The sequence below is a fragment of the Furfurilactobacillus curtus genome (assembly GCF_045862785.1).
Classification (GTDB): domain Bacteria; phylum Bacillota; class Bacilli; order Lactobacillales; family Lactobacillaceae; genus Furfurilactobacillus; species Furfurilactobacillus curtus.
In genome coordinates this window covers 177,360-200,470 of the sequence record NZ_BQXO01000002.1, presented here as the reverse complement: position 1 = coordinate 200,470, position 23,111 = coordinate 177,360, and the positions used below count along the sequence as shown (strand labels likewise).

General features: G+C 43.8%; 22 protein-coding genes. 9 read left to right on the top strand and 13 right to left on the bottom strand.

Annotated features, from left to right (window positions below; genetic code table 11):
• Position 1: 1 nt before the first annotated feature.
• The 4 genes from ACKTR2_RS04025 to ACKTR2_RS04010 form a co-directional block, all read right to left on the bottom strand.
• Positions 2-133, bottom strand: coding sequence for a hypothetical protein (locus tag ACKTR2_RS04025; protein ID WP_407882766.1), 132 nt, complete (start codon positions 131-133; stop codon positions 2-4).
• A gap of 23 nt (positions 134-156) precedes the next feature.
• Positions 157-1,539, bottom strand: a complete 1,383-nt coding sequence (locus ACKTR2_RS04020) for a class II fumarate hydratase (RefSeq protein ID WP_407882764.1) — start codon at positions 1,537-1,539, stop codon at positions 157-159.
• Positions 1,540-1,749: 210 nt separating this feature from the next.
• Positions 1,750-2,700, bottom strand: a complete 951-nt coding sequence (locus tag ACKTR2_RS04015; protein WP_407882762.1) for an L-lactate dehydrogenase — start codon at positions 2,698-2,700, stop codon at positions 1,750-1,752.
• Between the two features lie 276 nt (positions 2,701-2,976).
• On the bottom strand, positions 2,977-3,768 hold the full coding sequence (locus ACKTR2_RS04010) for an alpha/beta hydrolase (RefSeq protein WP_407882760.1): 792 nt from the start codon (positions 3,766-3,768) through the stop codon (positions 2,977-2,979).
• A gap of 303 nt (positions 3,769-4,071) precedes the next feature.
• Between ACKTR2_RS04010 and map the strand changes: the two genes are divergently transcribed.
• Both map and ACKTR2_RS04000 read left to right on the top strand, forming a co-directional pair.
• Complete coding sequence (map, locus tag ACKTR2_RS04005) at positions 4,072-4,854, top strand: type I methionyl aminopeptidase (protein WP_407882758.1); 783 nt, start codon at positions 4,072-4,074, stop codon at positions 4,852-4,854.
• A gap of 93 nt (positions 4,855-4,947) precedes the next feature.
• Positions 4,948-6,306: a DUF2252 domain-containing protein gene (locus tag ACKTR2_RS04000; RefSeq protein WP_407882756.1), complete on the top strand. Its 1,359-nt coding sequence runs from the start codon at positions 4,948-4,950 to the stop codon at positions 6,304-6,306.
• A gap of 173 nt (positions 6,307-6,479) precedes the next feature.
• Here the strand turns inward: ACKTR2_RS04000 and ACKTR2_RS03995 are convergent, their stop codons facing one another.
• Complete coding sequence (locus tag ACKTR2_RS03995) at positions 6,480-6,626, bottom strand: hypothetical protein (RefSeq protein ID WP_407882755.1); 147 nt, start codon at positions 6,624-6,626, stop codon at positions 6,480-6,482.
• A gap of 204 nt (positions 6,627-6,830) precedes the next feature.
• Here ACKTR2_RS03995 and ACKTR2_RS03990 point away from each other — a divergent pair, with 204 nt between their 5' ends.
• Positions 6,831-7,193 carry a RepB family plasmid replication initiator protein gene (locus ACKTR2_RS03990; protein ID WP_407882753.1) on the top strand — a complete coding sequence of 121 codons (363 nt, stop codon included), beginning with the start codon at positions 6,831-6,833 and terminating at the stop codon, positions 7,191-7,193.
• A 153-nt stretch (positions 7,194-7,346) separates the two neighbouring features.
• Positions 7,347-7,934, top strand: a complete 588-nt coding sequence (locus ACKTR2_RS03985; RefSeq protein WP_407882751.1) for a TMEM175 family protein — start codon at positions 7,347-7,349, stop codon at positions 7,932-7,934.
• Here the strand turns inward: ACKTR2_RS03985 and ACKTR2_RS03980 are convergent.
• On the bottom strand, positions 7,912-9,234 hold the full coding sequence (locus ACKTR2_RS03980; RefSeq protein WP_407882749.1) for an ammonium transporter: 1,323 nt from the start codon (positions 9,232-9,234) through the stop codon (positions 7,912-7,914). The two genes, ACKTR2_RS03985 and ACKTR2_RS03980, sit on opposite strands and share 23 nt — an antisense overlap.
• A gap of 414 nt (positions 9,235-9,648) precedes the next feature.
• A complete protein-coding gene (locus ACKTR2_RS03975) occupies positions 9,649-10,863 on the bottom strand; it encodes an MFS transporter (protein WP_407882747.1) in 1,215 nt (404 codons plus the stop codon).
• Positions 10,864-11,101: 238 nt separating this feature from the next.
• On the opposite strand from ACKTR2_RS03975, the gene ACKTR2_RS03970 reads away from it, so the two are divergent.
• Both ACKTR2_RS03970 and ACKTR2_RS03965 read left to right on the top strand, forming a co-directional pair.
• Positions 11,102-11,968: a transporter substrate-binding domain-containing protein gene (locus ACKTR2_RS03970; protein WP_407882745.1), complete on the top strand. Its 867-nt coding sequence runs from the start codon at positions 11,102-11,104 to the stop codon at positions 11,966-11,968.
• Between the two features lie 8 nt (positions 11,969-11,976).
• Positions 11,977-12,672, top strand: a complete 696-nt coding sequence (locus ACKTR2_RS03965) for an amino acid ABC transporter permease (RefSeq protein WP_407882743.1) — start codon at positions 11,977-11,979, stop codon at positions 12,670-12,672.
• A 137-nt stretch (positions 12,673-12,809) separates the two neighbouring features.
• Here the strand turns inward: ACKTR2_RS03965 and tkt are convergent, their stop codons facing one another.
• From tkt to ACKTR2_RS03945, 4 genes are all read right to left on the bottom strand, one after another.
• Positions 12,810-14,795, bottom strand: coding sequence for a transketolase (gene tkt / locus ACKTR2_RS03960; protein ID WP_407882741.1), 1,986 nt, complete (start codon positions 14,793-14,795; stop codon positions 12,810-12,812).
• A 67-nt stretch (positions 14,796-14,862) separates the two neighbouring features.
• The gene (locus tag ACKTR2_RS03955) at positions 14,863-16,224 is read right to left on the bottom strand and encodes a PTS ascorbate transporter subunit IIC (RefSeq protein ID WP_407882740.1); all 1,362 of its coding nucleotides are present in this window, start codon (positions 16,222-16,224) and stop codon (positions 14,863-14,865) included.
• Between the two features lie 15 nt (positions 16,225-16,239).
• Complete coding sequence (locus ACKTR2_RS03950; protein ID WP_407882738.1) at positions 16,240-16,545, bottom strand: PTS sugar transporter subunit IIB; 306 nt, start codon at positions 16,543-16,545, stop codon at positions 16,240-16,242.
• Positions 16,542-17,009 (bottom strand): PTS sugar transporter subunit IIA, encoded by a 468-nt coding sequence (locus tag ACKTR2_RS03945; RefSeq protein WP_407882736.1) that lies wholly within the window; start codon positions 17,007-17,009, stop codon positions 16,542-16,544. The genes ACKTR2_RS03950 and ACKTR2_RS03945 overlap by 4 nt, the downstream gene beginning before the upstream one ends.
• Positions 17,010-17,140: 131 nt before the next feature.
• On the opposite strand from ACKTR2_RS03945, the gene ACKTR2_RS03940 reads away from it, so the two are divergent.
• Complete coding sequence (locus ACKTR2_RS03940) at positions 17,141-19,201, top strand: BglG family transcription antiterminator (protein WP_407882734.1); 2,061 nt, start codon at positions 17,141-17,143, stop codon at positions 19,199-19,201.
• Between the two features lie 105 nt (positions 19,202-19,306).
• Positions 19,307-20,368 (top strand): FAD:protein FMN transferase, encoded by a 1,062-nt coding sequence (locus ACKTR2_RS03935; protein WP_407882732.1) that lies wholly within the window; start codon positions 19,307-19,309, stop codon positions 20,366-20,368.
• Between the two features lie 217 nt (positions 20,369-20,585).
• Here ACKTR2_RS03935 and ACKTR2_RS03930 read toward each other — a convergent pair whose 3' ends face one another.
• A complete protein-coding gene (locus ACKTR2_RS03930; RefSeq protein WP_407882730.1) occupies positions 20,586-21,986 on the bottom strand; it encodes a flavocytochrome c in 1,401 nt (466 codons plus the stop codon).
• Between the two features lie 170 nt (positions 21,987-22,156).
• Entirely contained in the window at positions 22,157-22,621 is a 465-nt protein-coding gene (locus tag ACKTR2_RS03925; protein ID WP_407882728.1) for a universal stress protein, read from the bottom strand.
• A gap of 149 nt (positions 22,622-22,770) precedes the next feature.
• Between ACKTR2_RS03925 and ACKTR2_RS03920 the strand changes: the two genes are divergently transcribed.
• Complete coding sequence (locus tag ACKTR2_RS03920) at positions 22,771-22,944, top strand: hypothetical protein (RefSeq protein WP_407882726.1); 174 nt, start codon at positions 22,771-22,773, stop codon at positions 22,942-22,944.
• Positions 22,945-23,111 lie beyond the last annotated feature (167 nt).

Here is a 23,111-nt window from a genome sequence, read left to right as displayed (position 1 = left end):
CTTATTTTTCGTCCATCGGTATGTCAGACACTGCTACATCACGATAGCGCATTGTCTCACTTGGTAAGGCCGCTAATATCACCCCAACGAGCAAAGATGTCAGACCTAGACCACTTAGGAATAGAAATGCCATGCTAACTCCTCCATTTGGACTGATTATCGATCGATGTTCGTCATCTTCAACGGATCAACCCATTCATCAAATTGCGCAGCGGAAACCTTCCCAGATTTCAGGGCAGCCTCGCGCAAGGTGGTGCCCGCCTGATCAGCTTCTTGGGCAATTTTTGCACTATCATGATAGCCGATGTGTGGCGATAAAGCTGTTACCGTCATCAGGGAATTGTCGACGAGTTCTTGCATTCGTGTTTCATTAACGGTCAATCCATGAATCATCTTATCCGCAAAACCAATCATCGTGCCCCGCAACAATTCAGCCGATTCGAGAAAGGCATCGATGAGCACAGGTTTATAGACGTTCATTTCGAAATTCCCTTGTGAGGAGGCCATCGTAACCACCACATCATTGCCCATCACCCGCACAGCTGCCATCGTAATTGCCTCGGCTTGCGTGGGGTTAACTTTCCCAGGCATAATTGAAGAGCCTGGTTCATTGGCTGGAATGTTTAATTCTGCATAAGCCGCCCGTGGACCACTAGCCAAGAAACGGACATCGTTAGCGATCTTCATTAAATCGGCCGCTAGTGTCTTCATAGCACCGTGAACCACATCTAAATTAGAATGATGCGCCAAACCGTAGAATTTGTTGGTATCCGCAGTGAAGGATTGCCCGTAAACGTGCTTCATCCGGTTAGCAATATCATCAGCAAAACCTGGTGCCGCGTTTAAACCAGTGCCAACAGCAGTTCCACCCATCGCCAATTCCAATAACGTGTGATCCAAAGACTTCAAATAATCGCGATCATGTTCCAATGCACTGACCCAGCCACTAATTTCTTGGCCAAACGTCAATGGCGTCGCATCTTGCAAATGAGTTCGGCCAATTTTAACCGTTCGCCAATACTGATCCTGCTTTACCTTGAGTTCATCGATCAGATGTTGGGCTGCTTCCTCCAAATTGGCAATCGCAACACTTGCTGTAATGTTCATCGCTGTTGGAAAAATATCATTGGAACTTTGGCCCTTGTTAACATCATCATTAGGTAAAATTTCAATTGTTGGGTCTATTTTTGCGGCTTGATGAGCGACAACTTCATTGGTGTTCATGTTCGTTTGTGTGCCAGAGCCTGTCTGGTAGACTCGCAATGGAAAGTCCTTCCGCAGTTCTTCGTCATTGAGGGCCAATAGCGTCTCAATCGCACGCACAATCAATTTGCCCTTTGCAGCATCAATCTGCTCTAACTCTAAGTTCGCTTCTGCAGCAGCTTTTTTGATTTGCAATAACGCGCGAATAATGGCAATTGGCATAAACTGCCCAGTTGGAAAGTTATTTCGGCTTCGTTCCGTCTGCGGTCCCCACAGCGCGTCAGTAGGAATTTCAACTGGCCCGATTGTATCTTCTTCTACACGAAAATCTGACATTAGTGGTCCCTCCACTTTCTTGTGTAATTATTAACAATAGCTGCTAAAAAAACAGCTTTGAACGTTCTATCGTTGTTCAATGAATCACGATATTTTTGTTATGCCTAAGATAGCGCGCGTTTAGCTCGATAGTCAAACCCTACACGACTGATTAAAAATCTTAATATCACCACTGATTCAACCGGGCTGAAATATCTATCTCTAGAAGTTTTAATCCCCTAAGGCATCAGCCGCAATGGCCTGTAGAGACTTGGCTGACGCGACCATTTTTGCTTGCTCATCCGCAGATAACGGCACTTCTAAGATCTGCGCAATCCCTTGCGCGTTAATCACTGCTGGCGTGCCAATGTATAAGTCATGCAGGCCGTATTGTCCATCAACTGGTGCACCAATCGGTAACACGATATTCTCGTTATGTAGCACTGCACGACTCAAACGCATCAGACTTGTCGCTACGCCGTAAAAGGTGGCCCCTTTTAGTCCAATGATTGATCCACCTTTTTTGCGGGTTGTAGTCTCTAAATCTGTTAATTGCAGTTGGCTAACACCTTGTTTGGCGGCCACTGCGAGCAAAGGCTGTCCAGCAATTGCCGCTGCTTGATAGGCGGCAAATTGGCCATCACCATGTTCACCTAAGATATAGGCGTCCACAGTGCGCAAATCAACTGATAAACGGTTAGCCAATGCTACTTGCCATCGACTGGAATCTAATGAGGTTCCAGTACCAATCACCCGCTCCCGTGGAAAACCTGATAATTTCTGGGTCGCCATCGTCAAAATATCAACTGGATTAGCTGCGACGATGAAAATGCCAGCAAAGCCACTCTCGACAATGGGCTTTACAATTGTTTTCAAAATATTTAAATTCTTATTAACTAAATCGAGGCGTGTTTCGCCAGGTTTGCGGGGCACACCAGCTGTGATAACCACCAAGTCAGCATCAGTTGCATCTTGATAGGTTCCTGGATGCACATTTAATGGCCCTGTTAGGGGCTGAACATCCTCTAAATCTAAGGCGTCCCCGCTAACATGATCAGTTTGAATATCAACTATGACCAACTCGTCAGCAATTTGCTGCTGCAACATTGCAAAGGCATATGAAGAACCCACTGCCCCGTCGCCGATCAAAACAACTTTTTGATGTATGGTTTGATTTGCCAAAGTAAACTTCCTTTCCGTAGCTGTCTATAAATGAATTTATGCACAAAAATAAATCGTAGAATTCACGGATGTGCAATGAACCTCATCGGAAACATTGGTAGCGATAACATCACAATTCTGATGGTGTAACCGTAACCGTTGACTCGAATTATAGTCAAACGAGGTAGTCACCATTAAAATAATCTATGTGAATATTTTTTCAAACAATCAAGACAACAAAAAACCACGATCACCCTTTGGCAATCATGGTTGTTTTAAGTAACATACCGCCCAATTTTAGGCTAAATTTCGTTTTAAAAAGGCCACCGTTTCGTCATACACATCATCTAAGTAACCTTTAGCGTGACGTGAACCAGTCAAGAAACGACTAGTGGACGGAATTTGATGCACGTTCAACGTTTCTGCCAAGCTAATTACGCCAGACGTTGGCACAAATTCATTGAGCGAATTAGCTAAATACATTGGTCCAGTTTGATCCGTCACATGTAAATATGGCGTTGCATCCTTGTACTGATCAGTTCGACCATTAAAGTAATTTGTCACGAACCATTTATAGAAGGAATCATTCGCACCGGTTTGATCGATTTGAGCACTAGCTGCATTAAAGTCTTGCGTCGTGTCCGGTTTAGCAACGACTGCTTCATGATGCTGTAACCAATCTTCAATGTCGATAATTCCAGAAAGTGAGACAATCGGAATGCCAAATTTAATCCCCATTTCAACCGTCATATTCCCACCTGCTGAGGAACCAACAGCGGCAATTTTGCTTTTATCAAAGTCGTAATCGCTGTGTTTCAGCCAATCGTATACGTGGTCCATATCCGTCAACGGATCTGGATAATATCCAGCTGGCGTAATCCGATAATTGGGCACCACCACTAGAAAGCCTTCATTCGCTAATCGGGTGGCCCAATCGGCATCTTTAGCCTTGTCACCACGAAACCAGCCGCCACCATGAACATCAATAATGCCACCAAGTAATGATTGATTTTCTGGATAATAAACATCTAATTTCAAATCTAAAGTCGCATCATAGACGACATCTAACGTTTGCGAAATTTTTGCCATTTATCTCACCCATGCTTTCTTATCATTTCATCATTGGGATTCTAATCTAGAATTAGCCTACCACCAGATAAGTCACTAAGGGTAACAACTTTACTCAAGGAAGTATCAGGCTATGCTTGCACGAAGAACATGATCGCCTTCACGCTTGGTTTCCTGTCGAAAATGCGATTGTTCGCACGGCTACTTAGGCTCAAAGCATTCTCACACGTACGCTGGCTTTCTCGACCCTGCATTTTTTACCATAAATGGGTATACTAGACGAGTGAGTAACTAAGTCTTGTAGAAAAGAGAAGAAAATTAGTCATGATTACTTTAAAATCACCCCGTGAAATTGAAGGGATGCGCAAGGCTGGCGCTATTTTAGCCGGCATGCATATCGGTTTGCGCGACATCATCAAACCAGGCATTTCTAGTTGGGAAATTGAACGCTATGCGCTCCGCTATTTAGACGATCACCATGCAAAAGCAGAAGAGAAAGGATTCGAGGGCTACGACTACGCGACTTGTGTCAGTGTGAACGAAGAAGTTTGTCATGCCTTCCCAAGAAAAGCCTTACTCCTAAAAAACGGCGATTTAGTTAAAGTGGATACAGTGATCAGTGTCGATGGCTACATGTCTGATTCTTGCTGGGCATTTGCCGTTGGCGATGTCAGTGATGAAGTCAAAAAACTGATGGACGTCACTAAAAAAGGGCTCTATCTCGGCATTGATCAGGCTGTAATTGGCAATCGAATTGGCGATATTGGTTGGGCGATTCAACATTATGTCGAAGATGAAATGGGCTACGGAGATGTGCGTGAGTACGTAGGCCATGGTATTCAGCCAACGATGCACGAAGATCCGATGGTACCCGCTTACGGTGAACCTGGTAAAGGTTTGCGATTACGTGAAGGAATGACGATTACCATCGAACCCATGGTCAACATTGGTGATTGGCGATGTGCACCGGTGGCCGATGACGGTTGGACCGTTCGCACATTAGATGGCAGCCTGAGTTGTCAATATGAACACACACTCGTTGTCACTAAAGATGGTCCCAAGATTTTAACCAGTCAAGATCCTGAATTTGACGCTAAATATTTATAAGCTTTGCTATTTTGCGCAAAGCACACAAACGCCTTGGTTCACAAGTTATGGAACCAAGGCGTTTACACTAACTAATTAAGGGAGTGCAGGGTCATGCCAAAGACCGGACTCAATCTCACAAACATTCAAGTCACACAATCTCAACAAGCGTTACATCAACAAGGCCAGCAACTACGCCAACAAGTTTCCTTTGCTCAGTTGGGCCGTTTTGTTCCCCAACAACGAGACCCCACCCTGCTCATGTCACGCATCGCTGACATGCTAGTCCCCGAATTATTACCGGAACGCTATCGGCGGATGGGTGTCTCATCATTTACCTTTTTTCGGGGGACCGCTGAACTGATGGCTTATGACCTAAATCATCAAGCCAGTACCCACATTCCTGTGGTTATCTCTGGCGATGCCCACTTAGGCAATTTTGGCTTTTTTGCCTCGCCGGAACGTCGCTTAGTATTCGACCTCAACGATTTTGACGAAGCTGGCGTGAACTCGTGGGAACGCGATGTCAAACGACTACTTGTCAGTGTCAGTTTAGCTGGTCAAGAAAATGGTTTCTCCGCAAAAAAGATCCACAAAGCTGTTCGCCATGTCGCTAAAAGTTATCGTAAAGGGATTCACTTTAGTTGCCAACGATCAACACTAGATCGATTCTATCCAGCAAATGATGTGGAGAGCGTTTTATCGGCGGCACCGACCAGCCCAGCTCGCTCACTCATGCAAACATTTATTGACAAAGCCCAGAAACGTAACTCCGAACAAGTCGTTAACAAGTTCACTTCACTAACCGCTCATGGTCGACGCTTTATCGACAATGCCAAGATTACTCGGCATACCGATGATGACGTAACTCGCCATATCAGCGATTACTTAGCGGCCTATCGAACCACGGTACGATCCGACGTGGCATTATTGCTGTCACAATATGAACTAACTGATGTAGCCCGTCACTGTGTCGGCGTCGGCAGCTTTGGCTCACGGTGCTATTTAGTACTCCTCACCAGTAATGATGGTAGCCATTTAGTCCTACAAATCAAGGAAGCTCTGCCCACACGCAAAACAGGCGCAGAACGTCAATTGAATCTGAGCGCAACTTTTGAAGAGAGTGAAGGTCAACGGATTATTGAGTCGCAAAAAATTCTCCAGTCTGCTTCCGACCCGTTTCTCGGCTACTTTCAAAGTCGTCATCATAGCTTTTATGTTCGTCAGTTTCGGGATATGAAAACATCCGTTGATTTGCATAGTCTAAATTGGCAGCAATTTCACCTCTACGCTGAAGCTTGTGGTCGTTTGCTAGCTATCGATCACTGTCAAACACCAACTGCTCCCATGATTGATGGGTACATTGATAACGACAAAGATTTTGATTTAGCGATGACGCAATGGGCAGAAGCCTATGTACCACAGGTGGAAGCTGATTACGCTGCATTTTTGAAGGAGCATCCTAACCACTAACCAAAATATCTCTTTCGTTGTAGCAATTCCATGATTATCCGGATCAACTTCAATAACTTTATTTTCCAACAAAAAATGGCCATCCCTTGAGATGGCCATTTTTTGTTGGTATTCCTTACCAATCAGCATGCTATTGCCTGTTTAATCGAAACTTGTTTCACGTGAAACACGCATTATTTTTCTGGACTAATCCAAATTTCAAAACTGTGCGGGGTACTCGTCTCACTGTCCGTTGGATCAGTAAACAACTGATCCACAACCCAATCCATCTTCGGACTATCAAAGTCGATGCGTTTATGTGGTTCATTACTCTTACTCATTTGTGGCTCACTCCTTCAGTCTTGTCAGAGTTCTAGTCAACAAAAGTAATTATACAGGTTCAAACGGCAATTCGTCAGTAATCGTGCTCAAAGCATGGCAAAACTTTATAATTACCGATTATGGTCATAAATAATTGATTAAAACGACTAGGCTAGCGTATGGTAACAGTATGGCAATGCAGATGTTTGAAAGGAGCTGTAATTATGGCAAATAATGACATGCACATTGAGGGGGTAGCGTTTGCCAATTTATCAAAAAATGAGTTGAATCTCTTTTTTGCGATTTTGACGCGAATGCACCACTTACGAACCACTTCTGTTGTTTTTAACTATGACGAACTGCAATGGTTAACTGGCGGTACTACAACCGACTTTAACCAACTGTTAACTACGGTCATCGATCACATCAGTCAGACCAGCACGACTTACGATCTTGGTGATGGACCAGTGAAACACGACTTTTTCAGTAAAATTGGTCTAGTTAATGACCAACAAATCGTCTCGGTTCAACTTAATCCTGATTTTGAATTTCTAGTGCAGATTGACGAAGCGCACTGGAAAAAATAAATTTTAAGCTTAATAACAATTAAGATTCACCCTGCTGATTTCGTGCCTGAAGGTGCTCAAGTCAGCATTTTTTTATGGAAACATCCTAGACAGCAATCCGTCCTATAAGTTATGTCATAATAAATTCAAAAATCAAATTGGAGGCAGTTAAAATTGAATAAGGAACGTTTAACCGCGTTTACAGACGCAGTTCTTGCCATTGCTATGACTATTTTGGTCTTAGAACTTAAGCAACCCGACGCAGCAACTTGGGCCGCAATTTGGGCATTAAAGCAAAGTTTTATCGCCTATTTTATTTCATTTATCGCCTTGCTGGTGATGTGGAATAATCAACATCACATTTTCCAACTTGTTCGCAGAATTAACGGTAGTGTCTTGTGGGCCAATGGGTTCATGCTGTTCAGCGCCTCATTTTTCCCGTATGCCAGTAAATTCGTGGATGAACACTTCAACGCTTTCCCGGCCGAACTTTTTTACGGTGTCGTCTTCATTTTGTTGTCCATTGGCTACTTTGCCTTAGAGTGGACCTTGGTTTTAGCAGATCCTGAAAACAAGAAATTGCGCTACGCCATCTCACGGCCTGGTAAAATTACGACTTACATTCTCATTCCACTGATCGGAATTGGAATCGGCTTTTGGTGGTCACCGATGATTTTAATCAGTACCTTCTTAGCCATCCTCATTTGGTTTATTCCTGAACGGCGGGTGGAAGAAGAACTTAATCGTCCGAATCATGATTAGGTTCTGTGTTCAACCGGGCTAATTGACCAGCGAATTCCGTTTGATGTTGGGCAATTTCACGCATTGAATTTTCACTATCGTCAACATGTTCACCATGTTCACTCTCATCTAGGCCCAGACGTTCGGCCGCGGGTGATACTCGCATTGAAATAACCAGTCGCAAACCCATCACGACTACCGTGCTCGCCACTGCAACTATGACAACTGTCAACCCAGTGCCTATCAACTGACGACCAAATAGCTGCCAACCACCACCATATAATAACCCGTTGCGCAAAATTGAATGATTGACCTGCCGAGTGGCAAAAACACCAGTTAAAATTGAACCGGTAATACCAGCAACGCCATGGCATCCAAAAGCATCTAACACATCATCAATCCCAATTTTAGCCTTTAAATAATGGACAAATCCATAACTAGCTAGCGTGGCCAACATCCCGATCCAAAAGGCCCCAGCCACCGTAACATAGCCAGCTGCCGGCGTGATCCCTACCAGACCACACAATGTTCCCGTACAAATTCCGGGGAGCGATACTTTACCTCGCAATGTCATTTCAAGTATCAGCCACACAACCATTGCGCTCGCAGTTGCCACAGTTGTCGTTAGCATGGCGGTCACAGCTATCTGATTAATGGCTAATGCGCTACCTGCATTGAACCCATACCAGCCAACCCATAAAATCGCTGTTCCACACAATACCCACGGCAAATTGTACGGATGCGACTCATCTGTTGATTGAGTCGTTTTTAGTCGACGTCCTAAAAAAGCCGACAAGACATAAGCTGTGACCCCGGCATTAATATGGACAACCGTACCACCAGCAAAATCAAGCACTCCTAAGCGAGCTAACCACCCATGTGTACTCCAGACTAGATGCACCATTGGGTAATAAACCAATAAGCTCCAGCAGATGATAAAAGCAAGAAGAAAGTTAAAGCGAATTCGACCGACTACCGCACCAACAAATAGGGCTGGCGTAATGATGGCAAACATCATTTCAAAGAGGAAGTATAACCCTTCTGGAATTCCGGTCGCGGTGAGCTTAGTTAAAGATACGCCATGTAGAAAGAAGTGATTGACGTGTCCAATCACACCAGCAAGGTCACCGTTGAACGCCAATTCATAGCCCACGACAATAAATAATAAGATTGCGATTCCACAGATAACAAATACGGATAGCATCGTATTCACAACATTACGTTTGCTGACTAATCCGCCATAGTAAAAGGCTAATCCCGGCGTCATGAATAACACTAAAATGGTTGCTAAGGCCATAAAGGCCGTGTTGGCTGCATTCATCTAACCACCCTTTTCTAATCTCTCTTTGCCTATGGTTGAGCAGTATAGAAGTCGCTTTGCGACCTGTAAAGGTAAATTCTCTAATTGGTATAGGTGAATGTTAGCTTTTATGACACATGTTACGGTCTTTTAATTCACCATTGGTTGCTATACTAGTTTTTCCATCAAAACCGCTTTAGAAAAACTTATCAAGTTTGTCGAGAAACAAAGTCACTTCGAAAATAACTGTCTGGTACATGAAATCCCGACACCACAGTTTTATTCTCATTAACTTCAATCGTCCATTGTTGCTCGAGCCCATGCCAGACTGGCTCAGGCAAAAAGATGGGATATACCTCGTGTGCACCTCGCTTAAAGCGAAGTTCCCGACGTATATCCCACCCACAAATCCTACAAGACATCTCTTTATCTCAATCAATTAACTGACGCCACTGGATCGGTTCGATAGGCCCACACCACCACTGCCAGATTAATTAAAACTAACCCAGTCGTCATCAAAAATACATATCGATAATCTAAAACTCCGGCTACTCCAGAAGCTAGCATTGGCCCAATTACCGAACCGATAGCTTGTGCTGACTGATTGTAGCTAAAGATTCGACTAACCGCTTCTTGTGGTGTATTGAGCGTCATCACCGTTTGTGTCACTGGCAATAAAGCGGCATCGGAAATGCCTACCAAAAAGCGGAGAATTCCTAACATCATTACCGTTGTTACAAAGAACATCGGCAAGAAAACACACCCACAAAAAATCAAACCGGCCACCAATACCCGTTGCGGACCAATGCGATCGCCCAAAGCCCCCAGTCGTGGCGCAGCAATAAGCGTCGCAATCCCTGGCAAGGCCGCAATTACCCCACTGGCCAAGGCAATATTTCCTTGCGCATGCATGAGTTCCTTAACAAATAGACTGATAATCGGATTAATGGAGGTCGTCGCCCCTTGAATGAGCATCGAGGAAACGATCATTGCCCACACGATTCGGACATGTTTGATCCCAGCAAAAGCACTGGCTTTCGCCCCGGCCTTTCTTGGATCGGCCGGCACAAAGTCTTCCTTTACAAACAGACCAGTGACGACTGAGGCGATTAACATTAGTAAGCCAAAGATAAAAAAGGGAATTCGAAACCCAAATAATCCAGCGATATATCCGCCAATAATTGGGCCAATCAGTTGACCACCTACTGAGCCAGTCGTCAATGTGCCCATTGTCTTGCCACTTTGTTCCATTGGCACCTCGCTAGCAATTAGCGCATAGGCATTGTTAACATAACCGGAAAACGCCCCCTGAATTAAACGCAGCCCAATTAAAATCCAAACATTAGTTGAAAATCCAGTGAGGGTTGCGGTAATCGTCATTCCCACGGCCGCTCGCAGGAGCATCGGTTTACGGCCAGTTCGGTCGGCCAATTTACCCCATAACGGCGAAACAACAGCTTGACTTAAAAACGTGACCGAAAAAGCTAGTCCTGCATAAAGCGTTAACTCCCATTTTGGATAGTGACCCATCTGACTAATAAATAATGGCAAAAATGGCAAGCTCATGCTAGCACCTGCACCGGTTACAAAGTTACCGATCCATAGTGCGTACATATTTTTTTGCCATTGTGCCATTTGCTTATGTTGCATTTCGTTCGCCACCCGATTTTCATTGATAATGAATACTATACCACGCGTCCCCAGTTCATTAATTGAAACAAACTGTCACGTCATCTAACGATTTGTTATAAAACCGCTTGTGAAAACAAGATAATCCGCATTACTAACATTTTGATTTATAGGGATTAAGATGTAAAAAGAAGGCGTTTACATTTTTCACAATAAAGTCTATGCTTAACCCATCTTATTCTGAAAGGGAGTTTTATTTGTGATTCAGCGACGCAGATTAAGGACAATTCATGGTTTATTATTGATCGGTTCATTATTGCTAGTGTTTGTTCTCACCGGTTGTGGTAAGTCAGCAGCGACAACAAATGACAAGGTCGCAACCCAAAAAACATGGACGGTCGCCACTTCAGGTACCTTATATCCAACTTCATATCACGAAAGTAAAGGCAGTGCATTGACCGGATACGACGTTGCCGTCGTTAAGGCCGTTGCTAAAGGACTACATAAACAAGTTAAATTCAAGGAAATGGACGTTGATGGGATGCTGACGGCCGTTAATAACGGCACTGTTCAAATGGCCGCCAACGATTTCGGCATCAGCAAACAGCGTGAGAAGCAGTTCGCACTATCGACCCCTTATAAATATAGCTTTGATAGCATGATTGTACGAAAAGATGACGACTCAGGCATCCATCGCTTTGCTGATCTTAAGGGAAAAAAGGCCGCTGGGGAAGCCGGCACAAATTATCAAAAACTGGCCAGTCAATTGGGTGCCAAACAGGTCAATTACGATAATGTCTCTAATGACGTCTATCTTCGTGATGTTGCCAATGGTCGTACTGATGTGATTTTAAATGATTATTACCTTCAGTCCATGGCCCTAAAAGCCTTGCCAAACTTACCATTAACCATCCCGAAGAACCTTTATTTCACCACACAAGATGATAAAAATGGTACGGGTATTTTGATGAAAAAGAGTAACTCAAAGTTACAAAAAGAAGTTAATCGTGAAATCAAAAAGCTGAAAGCTGATGGCACGATTGCTAAGCTATCTAAAAAATTTTACGGTGGTCAAAATGTCTCTAAACGTCCAACCGTTAAAACAACCTACATCAAGATTAAGTGAGTTCGCTCATGAATCAATTACTATCCTGGCTAACCATCCCTAATTTTTTTAATGCCCGTTTTGCTTGGCACGCGTTACCTTTTATTTTAGGTGGGCTACCACTAACCATTGAGTTAACAGCGGTCAGTTTTATCGGTGCGCTTATTTGGGGACTCATTTTAACGTTGGGCCAACTCAGTTCACGGCGGATCATTCATTGGTTAACGCGCACCTACATTTCCTTTATGCGTGGTGTGCCAGCGTTGGTCCTCCTATTCATTCTATACTTTGGCTTACCATACGCTGGTATTCAGCTAAACGCCTTCGTAGCGGCCGCAATTGCTTTCATTTTAAACGCCGCTGCATTCGTTTCCGAAGTTTTCCGGTCGGCCTTTATGGGTGTTGCCGCTGGTCAGTGGTCAGCTAGTTATTCATTAGGCTTCTCTTACACCAAGGCGATTCGCTACGTTATCTTACCTCAGGCCTTTCGGATCGCCATTCCTGCACTAGGAAACATCCTTTTAGACATGTTTAAAGGCACCTCACTGGCTGCCATGGTCACTGTTTCGGAAATGTTCATGCGCGCTAAGATTGAAGGCGGCAAACAGTTTGATTACATGACCGTCTATTTATTAGTCGCGCTCATTTATTGGGCCTGTTGCTCTGGACTCACAGCAGGTCAAGCATGGCTAGAAAAACGTTTGGCAGTATCGACAAACAATTAAATGTTGGCGCCCAATACGATATATATCGTATTGCCAATCTAAATAAACGCAGGACGTAAGCCAAGCGATGGCAGCTTAATGCTGGTCACTTATCAACTTATATCCCGCGTTTATTTGTCTTAAACCAAATTCACTTGTTAATTTTCTGTTTCTCGCCATAATCGTTCAAACGTTTGAACAATCGTTGAAACGGTGAACCCATATTGTTTAACCACCTCAGGTCCTTTGCCACTCATGCCAAATTCATTGACACTAATGTTGGTGCCATGCAGACCCGTGAATTCACCCCAGCCAAAGGCGCTGCCCATTTCAATGGAGATCCGACGAGATACATCTGGTGGCAACACGCTTTCTCGGTATTCAACAGATTGGGCTCGGAATCGCTCCATACTTGGCATGGAGACAACTGCCAAATCATAGGATCGATCTCGCAACTGCGCTTGTGCTTCAATTGCCAAACTAACTTCAGATCCTGTGGCGATTAAAATACCATCAGGTGTCTGACTTTTTGCTGGGGAAATAACGTATGCCCCTTTTTCGACATTAGCCACACTAGCACAGCTCAATTGAGGTAGTTTCTGCCGCGTCAAAACGAGAACGTTAGGCCGGTCATTAGTTTTACTGATCGTTTGCCATGCCCCCAACGTCTCCGAGGCATCTGCAGGCCGGAATACATTCACATTTGGAATGCTTCGCAAAGCCGCCAGTTGTTCAACCGGTTCGTGTGTTGGTCCATCTTCCCCAACTGCTAATGAATCGTGGGTAAAAATAAATGTAGTCGGCAATTTTTGAATGGCAGCTAATCGAATCGCGGCCTTCAAATAGTCACTAAAGACGAAAAAGGTGCTACCGAATACGCGACTGCCACCATGTAACATGATCCCGTTAAGCGCAGCGGCCATCCCGAACTCCCGGACACCAAAGAAAATATTGCGTCCTTGTGGTGACAGTGCTGTAAAGTCCCCAACGTCGCTTAAAAATGTCTTGTTTGAGGAGGAAAGATCAGCAGCGCCACCCCAAAAGTTTTCATTGTGTTTGGCGATCTGTTGGATCAAATCTGCGTTGATCACTCGCGTCGCTGTTGGTGTCGCATACTTCTGATCGTCAACCGTAACTCCAGCCATGTCTAACGTATTCACTGTTAGCCGCTGCGCTTGGTCAGGAAATCTGTTGGTGAAATCGGTGAACATTGTTTGCCAAGCATTGTACTGTGCCAGTTTATCGGGCATTGCATCGTGATAAGTTTGATAAATTGAATCTGAAATTTCAAACGGCTGGAAAGACCAATCATAAAAATGACGCATTTGGGTCAAATTAGCCTCACCGAGTGCTGCACCATGAACCTTATTGGTGCCGGCTTCGGGTGTCCCATAACCAATAACTGTTTTGACTTCGATTAACGTTGGCCGGTCGTTTTGCTTTGCATGGATCAAGGCTTGGCTAATTGCCGCCAAATCGTTACCATCAAGCACCTCTTCGTAATCCCACTGGGCCGCTTTAAAACGATCACGAACGCTATCAGTCGCGCTTAACGCTAACGGGCCATCGAGAGAAATGTCATTAGAATCATACAATACAATCAATTTATTTAAGCTTTTATTCCCAGCTAAATTGATCGCCTCATGACTAATTCCCTCCATGAGATCCCCGTCACCAACGATGGCATAGGTGTAATGGTCAATCACGTTATAACCAGGACGGTTAACCATCGCTGCTAAGTGTTTTTCGGCCATCGCCATCCCAACAGCCATACCCAATCCTTGCCCAAGTGGACCCGTCGTTGCATCAATTCCTGACGTTTCCGTCACTTCAGGGTGTCCAGGTGTAACCGAGCCAAGTTGACGAAATTGCTGCAAGTCAGAAATTTCGACCCCAAAACCATTTAAGTGAAGCAAACTATAAAGTAAGGCTGAACCATGTCCGGCGCTTAAAACAAAGCGATCACGATTTATCCATTTAGGGTCATGCGGATTAAAATTCATTAATTTTTCCCACAGAACATAGGCCATTGGTGCAGCGTCGATCGGTAGTCCTGGATGTCCACTATTCGCTTTTTCAATCATATCAACACTTAAAAAACGAATTGCATTGACTGCATCTTGATCTGAATCAGTAAAAGTCATGATTAACTCTCTTCCTTTCAAAAATGGCCCGGCAAGAGGGACTTGACCGGGTCAATAACGCGAGTGACTATTTGGCAGTGGATTTATCACGGCCGTTTAAGATTGCGCTAAGCACTAGCACGACTGCCAGGAAGCCAAGAATCCCAACGACAATCGCAACTGTACCAAGATTACCAAGATTACCAAGCAAGATCCCTGGTACTAAATAATCTGTATCGGCGAATGTGGACGCTGCCAATTTCAGTGTGCCCAACACCGGTAGAATAAAGAGTGGCAACCAGCTAATGATCAGACTATTCACTGATGCTCCGATAATCGCACCTCGACGGCCACCAGTTGCGTTGCCGTATATTGCCGCTGCGGCACCACAGAAGAAGTGACCGACCACACCGGGGATAATCACTGTGGTGTGTAATGCGATCATGATAAACATGCTGATTGTCCCAACAATAAAGCTGGTAAAGAACCCAATTAACACAGCATTAGGCGCGTATGGGAAAATAATTGGCACATCCAAAGCTGGTTTTGAATTTGGAACCAGTCGTTGCGCTATTCCCTGGAAAGCTGGCACGATTTCAGCTAAAATCATTCGAACCCCTTGCAGTACAACCACAAAGCCCGCTGCAAATGTTCCGGCCTGAACGAGTGAGTAAACTAAATAATTAGTTCCTGCACTCAGCTTTGTTTCGACAAAATGGGGCCCGGTGATGATGGCCAATGCCAAATAAACAACACCCATTAACAAAGTAATCGATACTGTCGAGTCACGTAAAAAGCTTAATCCTTTAGGCATCTCGATGTCTTCGGTACTTTTTTCTTTATTACCAAACCACTGTCCCATCAGGCCAGCCGTTGCATACCCAATGTTCCCAGTGTGCCCCATGGCAACTTGATCACCGCCGGTAATTTTCCGCATGAATGGTTGACATAAGGCCCGCGTGACTGTTAATAACGTTCCTTCAAAGATGCCGCCCAGTAAAATCGTTTGCCAACCAGTACCTAACTTGGCACTTACTAAAATTACAGCTGTCAGACAAGACATGTACAGCATTGCCTGCCCCGTTAAAAAAATGTACTTAAAGCGTGTAAACCTGGCAAGTAAAATATTTACGATCATGCCAACCAACATAATTAACGCCGTTGTTGAACCGTATTTCACTAACGCAATGGCCACTACGGCTTCATTACTTGGTACGACCCCTTGAACGTGGAGTGCAAACTGAAACATTTTAGCAAATGGTGTCAAAGAAGCACTTAAGATGCCAGCACCGCCAGTCAGAACTAAGAATCCCGCAAAGGTTTTGATTGTTCCTTGAACCACTTCTGTTGTTTTTTTCTTTTGTAATAACAAGCCTAGCATCGCAATCAATGCCACCAGAATTGCTGGCTGCGTCGCGATGGAGACGAATAAGTTCAGTACACTTTTCATAATTAATTTTCCCCACTAATCATGTTGAATCTGGTTACGATCCAACACATCATTGACGTGATCTGTTGTTTCTTTTTTATCGATTAAACTCTTCAGCAAAACAACACGGTCTTCTGGAATACTACTCAAAGCATCAGCCAATGTGGATTCAACAAAAAAGTAATCGGCAGCGTCGGCAGTGGCACTACCTACATCTGAATGATCAACGGTAATGTTGTTTGCATCTACATCGACCTTTTCATCTTTTAAAATTTGCTGGACGTTCATTTGAACCATAAAGCTGCTACCAAGACCGCTTTGGCACACTGCTAGAATTTTCATTTTGATTCCTCCGTTGTGTTATCGATGGCTGAAATGATCTTGATCAAATCATCAACCGACGTGGCTGTTTTCAAAGCATTAAGTGCTGTCTCATTTGTTAATAACATCATCAATTGTCGAATAACTTGCAAATGACTCTGGTTATCCACTGCCGATAAGACAAACCAGAGGGTTACCGGATGCTCCTTATTAACCAAATCAACCGGCTCCGTTGTTTTCAGTAGTGCCAAAGAAATTCTATTCGACCCATTTTCAGGCCGAGTATGGGCCAACGCCACATGATCGCCGATGTTAATGTAAGGGCCCTCTTCATCAACAACCTTGATCATGGCATCGACGTATTGAGTCGTGACACTATCGTTATCAACCAACGGCTTCGCAGCCAATCTAATAGTCTCCTGCCAGGTTAATGCTTCTCCAGAAATCAACTGAATTGTCTCTCGATTTAATAAATCGCTGAGCATTCCTTCGCCTCCAATAATTGATGGTGCACTTATCGTATCATTGATGAAAACGCCAACAAGTGCAATACTTACACTATTGATAGTGCAATTTGTTCACTACACATGTAACATTTGCTTGGGGATATCGTGAAATGATTAACTACACAAAAATTAAACACGGCAATGACCTTTTGAACTTTCTTATCGAGCAAAGCGACTATGCCACAATTGATGATTTAAAGGTGCAATTGAATCTCTCACGAAGAGGTGTCTTTTACGTTCTGAAACGCGTTAATGAGGCACTGATTGCAGATGATTTAGAACCTATCACCAATATTCTAGGAGCCGGGTATTACATTCAAAGCGAGACCAAAAAATCGTTGCTTGAGCACTTTTCAAATGCTCAAGCAACGATTGACCAACTATCTAAATATCAACGCTGCCAACTAATTATTTGGGAGCTGGTTAATCACCAAGCACTCTCGTTAACTCACTTGGCGGCACGCTTTAATGTCTCAAAACACACAGTTATCTCTGACCTAAAGCAGGTTAGACAAACCTTAGCAGCCCATCGCTTAGAAATTGTCCAAGGTACCACTGGCAAGTTTCTTTCTGGTTCGGAAATCACCCAGCGAAATTGGGTTTTAGAAGCATTGAATGATCGAAGCTCCATTCTATACAGCCAAATTGATATTAATCCATCGCGATTAATTGCAATTAATACAAAAATTCATAAATTAGAAAAAATTACCGGCAACTATTTCACCGATGATGCTTTATCCACACTCGATGAGTTTATTCTGTGGTTTTTAGATCGCATCAAGGATCCACAAAATCAACTACCAGATTCACCGTCGAGAAGAACTACCGTTGATTCCTCATCAATCGACTGGTCCATTAACTTTCTTGCCGCTAATGATATCCAAAACTATAGCGAGGCTTATTTTCTCGGTCGCATTATTAACACGAGTCAATTTTATCGCGTGAATAAAACTGACGGCCTAATACAAAGAATTTTCCCGATTGCACGTGAGATAATCGACCGATTCAATGCTGCCTCCAGCGCCAGCATTTCCCCTGATAAGCTTGAGTTAACCTTATCCACTCATCTATTATCAGCTTTTTATCGGTCTAAATTTATGATTCCTTATCATCACCCGAACTTAGAGCAAATCACCGAAGGGTACCAAGAACTATTTTCTTTCACCAAATATGCAATTCGCCCATTTGAAAAATTTATTAATGGCCAACTTAGTGATGATGAAATCGCCTTAATTGCGCTCTATTTTGGTGGTGAACTTCGATCAATTGAAAATGAGCAAACTGTTCAAACGGATGTTTTAGTGGTCTGTTCAAGCGGTATTGGTACCTCGTATATTCTACAACAGCAGTTAACCCAACGATTTCCAAACATTGCCTTCTCACAACCACTCAGTGTTTTGCAATTTAAAAATCACGACTTGGATCATATCAAACTCATTATTAGTACCATCAAATTGACCGTCCCTCTAGAAATTCCGGTAGTAACCGTATCTCCGCTGCCGAACCACCGCGATTGGGAAACGATCGGTAAGGCTCTAGTCAACGCTCATTTATCAGATATCAACTTTAATGAAGCCCGAATAAATGCTTTACTCGATATCATCAGTAACTACGCGCGAATCGAAGACTTTGATGGCCTAACAGGCGCACTGCATGGTTATCTTAATCAATCCAAACATCCACACCAAGCTGAAACTGATGAAACATTAAGCAGTCTGCAGCGCCTTCTGCCAACAGCCCACATTAAATATTCAACTGATGTTTTGTCTTGGCAGCAGGGTGTCAAAATTGCGCTTAGTCCCTTACTACATGATGGCCTTATCCATACCCATTATTTAGAGCAAGTGATTAATCTAACCAAAAAAAACGGGCCTTATATGGTACTAGGTGATGGCATTATGTTAGCTCATGCCACACAGAATGATGGTGTCAACGATTTAGGAATGAGTCTACTGCTCTGTCAGCATCCAATGACGATTCAAATTGAAGGTCATACCCCTGCAAAAAAGATTCAGATAATCATTGGTCTAGCACCAGTTGATGCAACATCACATCTGGCCGCGCTTTCACAGCTGCTTCAGAAAATTCAAGACGTGGCTTGGGTTAAGGCAATTAAAGCGACTCACTCAGTGGCTGAAATAAGTCATTTGCTCGAAGTCGCCCAGATGTAATCGGTTGCAGACTTTTACACACAACATCTGCTTTTTGGAGTAAAATGTAACGGTTCTCACAAGTCACCACCCGCCCGTTTAGAGGCCTTAAAGGAGTTTACATACATGAAAAAATCGCTAATTTGGGGTAGCCTTTTAGTCGTTCTAGCCGTGACATTGGCTGGTTGTACGGCGAAGCCCAAAGCCAAGGCTAAGCCGATGGTTAAAAATCCGTACGAGAAAAGTGAAATGATCATGGGGACGATTTGTACCCTATCAATCTACGATAAGGGTAAAAAAGATGTGATCAATAAAGGCTTTAAAGAAATTCACCATATGGATGATGAATCAACATTAACCCGGGGCGGTTCGCAATTAGATAAAATTAACGACAATGCCGGAATCAAACCGGTTCGGGTTCCCGATGACTTCTATCCGATGGTTAAAAAGGCTCTATCCGTTTCCGAGAATTCTGAAGGTAGTTTTGACATGGCGATCGGTGCCGTTACCAATTTATGGAAAATTGGTCTACCTGGTGCGCGGGTCCCAGCGCAATCAGAGATTGACGCTGCTTTACCACTCGTTGATTATCATGATGTTCAACTTAACGATAAGGAACAGACCGTTTACTTAACGAAAAAAGGGATGCGCCTCGACTTTGGCGGGATCGCGAAAGGGTATATCGCTGATCAAGTCAAAAAAGTCTTCAAGAAAAACGGGGTCACTTCCGCCATCATCAACCTTGGTGGCAATATTATTGTCATGGGTCACTCGCCTGAAGGTCACAATAAGCCGTGGACAGTTGGCATTCAAAACCCGGTTAAGCCTCGTGGCGATGCGGTTGGCACCATTAAAGAAAGCGACATGTCGGTCGTGACGGCCGGAACCTACGAACAATATTTAATGTCTGGTGGGCATAAATATATTTATCTTTTTGATGCCAAAACTGGTTACCCTTATGAAAACAATTTAGCCAGTGTGACTATTGTTTCAAAGAAATCCATCGATGGGGATGCTTTATCAAACGCCGCTTTTGATAAAGGGCTTAAAGATGGTTTAGCGTATATGAATCAGAAAAAGGACATTCAAGCCATTTTCATCACGAACGAAAAGAAAATTTATGTAACTGATGGCCTGAAGAAACGGTTTAAGCTTGATGCCAGCACTGGCTACACTATGGGCAACTAATCGGATGCTCATTAGCGCTGACAGATAAACAGTCGTGTTTGAGATATAAAACCACAATCTAAATTCCACTTTCAAACTAAATAACTAAAACGCGGAACATAAATCAAGTGGCGCCACTTAAAAACGAGCTTTGCATGATGACTAGATTATCATCATGCAAAGCTCGTTTTTATCTCATCACTTACCGATTTATATTCCGCTTTTTTAATTTTGTATTTTATGACTGTTTGATGTATTCGAACACTTGTTGACCAGCTTGACGACCAAAGATTACCGTCTCAGCAATCGAATTTCCGCCAATCCGGTTGTTTCCATGAAGACCACCAACAACTTCCCCACCGGCAAATAACCCGTGGATGACTTGACCATTCTCATTAAGGACTTGCGTCTTGTGGTTCGCTCTTACGCCACCCATCGTATAGTGAACCGCTGGCGCAATGTGAATCGCAAAGAATGGTCCTTCGGTGATTTGTCGATCCATCCCCGTCGTTCGTGACCACTGGGTGTCCCCGTTTTCATCCACAGCTGCATTCCAAGTTGCCACTGTATCGGCCAACTGCTCACTTGGCATTTTTAATGATTGAGCTAATTCGGTCAAACTATCACCAGTGACCACTAAACCAATACTATCGTAAAATTCAATGGCCTTTACTCGGTCCCGAATGCCTTGGTCAAAGATCAAATAGGCACTATGTGCTGGCAATGCAGTAATGGCATCAGAAACGACTTTTCGTGTATCTAATTCGTTGACAAAACGTTGCCCCGCTGCGTTAACTAAGATCGCACCTTCCCCACGAACAGCTTCACCAATCAAGAAAGCATGTGGGTTATCTTGCTGGACGGTGGGATGCACCTGAATTTGATCCATCTGCACTAGTGCGGCTCCCGCCGCCTGGGCCAACTTCAAGCCATCACCAGTTGCACCGGGTTGGTTCGTTGTCTTGTAACCTTTTAGATCCGGACGGTAAGTTTCGATCATTGCCTCATTTGCACCAAACCCGCCCGTGGCCAAAATAACGGCACCTGCATTAATCTGCGTTTGCTCGCCATCTGGTAAGGTAACCGTCACCGCGTTGACAGTGTCAGTCTCATCTTTATTCAAATGAGTCACTGTCACTTCAGTAAAGAGTGGTAATTGCTGATCCTGAACTTGCTTGAGCAACTCAGTCACGAGAAATCCACCAATCGGGGCCATGCTTGCGGGGCGATGGGTCCGCATCTTACTCATCCCCCCAGTAATGGTAATATCCTCAAGCCGAATTCCATGATCAGCTAACCAATCAATGGCGAGGGCAGCATGTGTACTGAAATACTGGAGTAGATCTGGATCATTGAGATTGCCGCCGCCCTTGAGCGTCTCGTCATAAAATTCTTCATAACTATCGACAACCCCATGATGTAATTGAACGTTTGTCTCCGCTGCATTCATTCCGGACGAAGCCCGCGTTGTGTTGCCGCCAATTTTAGGCATTTTCTCTAAAATGACGGGCTTTAATCCCAGTTCGTGCGCCTGTAAAGCGCTAACCAAGCCAGTGCTACCAGAACCGATGATCACCACATCATAATGTGATTGCAATGTGTCAATACTGCTTGGTTGAAACTGAAATTTTTCGGCCATGAGATTACCCCTTTTCACTTTTGCTTCAGCATCTTTGTGCTTTAATTCACTTATTGTAATTGACGGTGACTTGCCGTTCACACCCCACATCATACTGAGTGACCCCGACTATAGTCAAATGGTTGTGAAACAATTACTTTTATTTATAACTCACGACCTCAACAACGCTCTTACTCGGTTGTCGGCTCTTTTTTAACCACCATCACATTTGCCGTGGCTCGATTGACGACATACCCAGTAACTGACCCTAAGACAGCTTGACTGAAAGTATCTAATCCAGTTGCCCCAATCACAATCAGATCAATTTGATGTGCTTGTGGATAATCAATCGCAATCGTTTTTTTAACGTTGCCTTGAACCAAATGATTTTCCACATTGCTGACGCCTTTTTCTGATAACTGAACGACCTTGGCCTCTAGATAACGTTTACCTTCCATAATCATATTGTTATCAAACCCTTTAACGGCTTCACTCACGTCGACTGCAGCTGATGCGAATGCCGGATTGTAGACCCGGATTAAGTGCAGGCGGCTGTCAAATTGCTGGGCGATGTCGACAGCGACTGCCAATGCTTGTTCAGAATTTTCGGAGCCATCCAAAGGAACTAAAATTTGTTGTGGTTTAAAAGTCATCATCGTTTCCTCCAATCATCTTTGTATCCGTTTCCACCATCAATATACTTGATTTTCCAAATGGATACCAAATCTTCCATTCGTTGAGTTAGTTTTAACTAAATATACGATAGTGGAAGCAATTTTAAATAAAAGGTGAGGACGATTTTACGATGGATTTTTCACCTTACTTGGCGTTTCATAGTCAATCCAATGCCAAAAACACAGATCTAGTTATTCACAGTGCTTTACCGGTAAATGAACATTTCAAAATCTCAGCCTTGGATGTCATTCCAGGCGCACCAGAAGTTCAACCTGGACAAACTAACTGTCTCAATGAGCCTTAGCTTTAATGCTATCGAAGCAGCCAACGAACGATTCAGTCAGTTCGCAACGCGCGGCCACGTCATCATTGTTTTCACGATCAAAGAATGCGGTGGCTCATTCGGAGTTGTCGAAGATCAGTTCGATGTTCGCTGGAATATTGGTACCTAAAAAAACCACCGCAGCGATA